General features: G+C 32.4%; 4 protein-coding genes. All 4 read left to right on the top strand.

The window, feature by feature from the left end:
- Positions 1 to 441: 441 nt before the first annotated feature.
- A complete protein-coding gene (locus tag EZV61_RS19265; protein ID WP_131417655.1) occupies positions 442 to 1,695 on the top strand; it encodes a rolling circle replication-associated protein in 1,254 nt (417 codons plus the stop codon).
- A gap of 37 nt (positions 1,696 to 1,732) precedes the next feature.
- Complete coding sequence (locus tag EZV61_RS19260) at positions 1,733 to 3,427, top strand: major capsid protein (RefSeq protein ID WP_131417653.1); 1,695 nt, start codon at positions 1,733 to 1,735, stop codon at positions 3,425 to 3,427.
- 4 nt (positions 3,428 to 3,431) lie between these two features.
- Entirely contained in the window at positions 3,432 to 3,839 is a 408-nt protein-coding gene (locus EZV61_RS19255; RefSeq protein ID WP_131417651.1) for a hypothetical protein, read from the top strand.
- Between the two features lie 81 nt (positions 3,840 to 3,920).
- Positions 3,921 to 4,583 carry a hypothetical protein gene (locus tag EZV61_RS19250; protein ID WP_131417649.1) on the top strand — a complete coding sequence of 221 codons (663 nt, stop codon included), beginning with the start codon at positions 3,921 to 3,923 and terminating at the stop codon, positions 4,581 to 4,583.
- Positions 4,584 to 4,661 lie beyond the last annotated feature (78 nt).

Genomic DNA, 4,661 nt, shown 5'->3' with positions numbered 1-4,661 from the left:
AAATTTGTTGACATTTTATTTTTTATTTTTTATAATCTTTTTGTCCAGACGGATTTCAAGGAATATAGGTAATACACGTTAGAGATATAAAATCTACTGGAAAAGTTAATGATAGTTTTCATTAACTTTTTTTTGTTGACTTTTAATTTTTTTCTTTTTATAATTTTTTCAGGTAGGCTTATTATTTTATGCCATGTGGCTCAGAAAAATAAATTTTATTTTTAAATTGATTAGAGTAGTTGCTGGTTTTATTTCTGATCACTTAGATAAACATAATAACTCCAATAAAGAAGAAAATTAATAATAGTTTTTTCATATTATGCGATTTTACAGAAGATATAGACGAAGATTTTTTATAAGAAGGAGACCTAGAGGTCTTTTTAGGCGTCTTAGAATTAGAAGAAGTAGATATTTAATGAGACGTGGAGGCTACCGATTCTAATGTGTATTACTCCAATCTTCCTTAAAAATCCTTCTGGTCTTCCGTTTACCGTTTCCTGTGGTAAATGTCCAGAGTGCAGAGCTGCCAGGCAAAATTCTTGGTATGTTCGACTTCATAATGAATCTTTAAATTATCCACATAATTCTACCTTATTTTGCACTCTTACCTATGATAAAGAACATTTACCGCATGATAACGGATTAGATAAAGCTGAATGTCAGCGATTTTTTAAGCGTTTACGTATTAATCTTACTAGAAAATATGGACATACTGTTCCTATTAAATATTTTCTTTCTGGAGAATACGGTGAAAAGCATGCTCGACCTCATTATCATTGTATTTTGTTTGGTATTCCTGATGCTGAAAGTCAGGAGACTTATGATTTGATTTTGAAGTCTTGGGGTAATGGTATTGTTGATCGAAAGTTTTTAAGAGATGCAGCTTTGCGTTATGTTTCTAAATATGTTGTAAAAGAGGCTGCAGTTCCAGTGAACTCTCATCATTTTAAAATTAATCCTATTTCTCGTAGAATTTCTAATGGTCGTGTTTTAAAAACCTTCAATTGGTATAATCCTAATACTGACTCGATCATTGCTAATAATTTCATTCTTGCATCTAGGGGGCTAGGTCAATCTTTTTTAACTAAACAAAAAATCTACGAGATTGTTTTAAATAATCATACTTTTTTAAAAATTTGTGGCCATAAATTTAATTTGCCTAGGTATTATATTAATAAGATTCGTGAGGTAGTTCCTGGATTTTTGAAGCCTAAGATTTCTATTTTATATCCTGATCGTACTGAACCTCAAGATGCTTTTCATCGTTTTATACATCATACTTTTTTAAATTTGTTTACTTCTCGTGGAAAAGTTCCTGTTGAATTTTTAGTTAATACAATTTGTGATACTTTTTCTCAGTACTCTTTTTATAAGGATGAGCTTTTAGATATGCTTTCTCCTATTTATCGTTATAATATTGGTAGTTGGAAATATAATGATTTGGTTACTAAAACTTGTGATTTTTTATATTCTCATCCTGATGATTTTTCGAAGTCGTTTTCCCTTTTGAGTGTTTCTCAATTTTTGGATAAGAAGTTTTGTCAATTTTATGCTGCTGTTGATAAACTTCAGCGTAAAGGAATATCTATTTTTCATGGTTTTTGGGGTAATTATCATCATGGTTGTTTTTCTGCCTATCGTGATTATGTTATTGATCGTTTTAAGTATGGAAGTGTCTTGACTTCTTATACTTAATGTTTTATAATTTTATAAATTAAAATGTTTTATATACATGTTGAGACGTTCTCGTTTTAATTTAACTTTTGAAAATAAGCTTAGTTGTAAGATGGCTAAACTTATTCCTGTTTTGTCTGCTGAATGTTTACCTGGTGATTCATTTTCTATTTCCACTGATTCTTTGATTAGATTTGCTCCTTTAATTGCTCCAGTTATGCATACTGTAGATGTTTATTTTCATTATTATTTTGTTCCTAATCGTATTCTTTGGGATAATGGTAAAAATGATTGTTGGGAAACATTTATTACTGGTGGTGTATCTGGTGAAGAAGCTCCTGCTCATCCTTATATTTCTTTTGAAAGGACTCTTCCTAGTGCTTTATCAGATTATTTAGGTGTTCCTTCTTTTGATTATTCTACTTTTAATACTACTCTTCTTGTTGATGCTTTGCCTTTTAGAGCCTATGATATGATCTATAATCATTGGTATCGTGATCAGAATTTACAAGAAGAAGTTCCTATTTCTTTAACTGGTGGTTTAGATTCTATTTCTGGTACTACTTTGTTAAATAGAAATTGGGAAAAAGATTATTTTACTTCTGCCTTTCCTAGTCCTCAGAGAGGTACTGGTGTTTCTATTCCTTTAAGTGGTGATGCTCCTATTATAGGTGAAGGTAATGTTAATGGTGCTACTACCGGTAATGTTAGTGTTGTTGGTAATGGTAAAGGTATGATTGTAGGAACTACTGGTCCTGCTTGGTATGTTGGTGCTTCTTATGATCCTGAATATGCTGCAGGTACTCCTGCTTTCTTTAAAATTCCTGATGATTCTTATAAAGGATATCCTTCTGGTGCTGCTATTGCTAATATGCAAACTCATTCTTTTGATGGTGATATGGATAAAGCTTTTGGTTTATCTACTGTTGATCCTTTTGGTCAAACTATTGGTTCTATGCCTGTTAAAGGTAATCTTGATTTGAATAGTGTTAAAGCTGATATGTCTGGTGTTTCTTCTGTAAATATTTCTGATTTAAGAAAAGCTTCAGCTATTCAGAGATGGTTAGAGAAGTCTATGAGATTTGGTTCTAGATATGTAGAACAGTTGATGTCTTTCTTTGGTGTTAGACCTAGAGATAGCAGATTACAAATTCCTGAATATATTGGTGGTTTTAAAACTCCTATTTTATTTAGTGAGGTTTTACAAACTTCTTCTACTAGTTCTACTTCTCCACAAGGTAATATGGCAGGTCATGGATTTGGTGCTAGAATTGGTAAGCCTATGAAATATTTTTGTTCTGAACATGGATGGTTGATGGGTATTATGTCTATTATGCCTAGAACTAATTACATGCAAGGATTACCTAGGAAGCTTACAAGATTTGGTAGATATGATTATTTCTTTCCTGATTTTCAGAATATTGGTGAACAGGAAGTTAAAAATAAGGAAATTTATGCTGGTACTACTGCCGTTACTGGTGATCAAGTATTTGGTTATCAACAAAGGTATGCAGAGTATAAGATGTTTCCTTCTGAGGTTCATGGTGCATTCAAAACTTCTTTGGATTTCTGGCATCTTGCAAGAAAATTTGATAAACTCCCGAACCTCAATTCTGATTTTGTTACTGCTCAGCCTTCTACTAGGATTTTTGCTGATATTGATGGTGATGATGATAATGTATTTGTTCATATAAATCATCATATTATGTCTAAAAGACCTATGGCTAAGTTTTCTAAACCTTCATTACGTTAATTTTATGACTAAGAAATTTTTTACTCATTATACATATGATTCTGCTCACTATAAAGGTGAGGTTAATGATTTGCCTTCTCTTACGTCTCAGGACGAGTTTGAGAGTTTAGCTGATAAGTTAGCTCGTTTTACTTCATTTGGCTTTCCTCGTGTCTCTGCGTCTCAATATGACGATACTTTTGACCCTACCTCTGATCCTGGATTTGATCCTACTGATTTAGCAGAGGAAGACTTTTTTGATCCTCTGAATGAATTGACTGAAGAGGAATATCAGAAATACGCTAAGTATGAGAGAAAGCATGCTGGTGTACCTTCAGAGGTCAACCCTGAATCAGGAGGAGGAGTAGGCCCTAACATAGCCAGTTCGACGACGACTGATGAAAAGGTTGTACCTCAATCTGAATCCAAATGATTTCCACCGCATGTATTTCTCTTGATTATATATGCGGTATAACACACACACATTTTTATCAATAAAAGTTGGTTATTTACTATGGAATTTTTAGGTCATATTGCTTCAGGAATTGGAAACTACTTAGGAGCTAGAAATATTAATCGTGTTAATGCTAGGATTGCTAAACAAACTAATGATTTAAATTATCAACGTCAACTTGAGTTCTTCAATATGACTAATGCCTATAATCATCCTAAAGCTGTTATGCAACGTTATAGAGATGCTGGTATAAATCCACAATTAGTTGCTGGTCATATGTATGGTGGTTTAGCTAGTTCTCCTGTCTTTAGAGCTGAGGCTGCTATGTCTAGGAATCCTTCATCTGTTTCTAATCCTGCTTCTCATATTTTTAATACTTTAGGTAATATTTTAAAATCTGTTTATGCTGCTCATATGAAAGATGAAGAATTGAATCGTAAAGAAAAAGAGGCTGATATTGGTCGTAAGAATGCAGAAACTGTTTCTAAGGTTGCTGCTACTTTATCTAATGCTAATGGTACTCCTCCTAGTCTTCGACCATTAACTTGGAAACAGTTGTTTAAAAATGTTGGTCATGGTTTAGTTACTCCTCAAAATTATGTAAATGCATGGAATCGTGTTGTCAATAAATTTTTTGATCGTGCTAGACCTAGTTATATTAGTTCTAGAACTGTTTATGATGATGGTGCTGTTCGTACTATGAGACGTGTTAGAATGTTTTAAAAAATTTGTTGACATTTTATTTTTTATTTTTTATAATCTTTTTGTCCAGACGGATTTCAAGGAATATAGGTAATACAC

The organism is Corallincola luteus (assembly GCF_004336975.1).
Classification (GTDB): domain Bacteria; phylum Pseudomonadota; class Gammaproteobacteria; order Enterobacterales; family Neiellaceae; genus Corallincola; species Corallincola holothuriorum.
The sequence above is the reverse complement of the archived record's forward strand: the minus strand, read 5'-3'. Positions and strand labels throughout refer to the sequence as shown.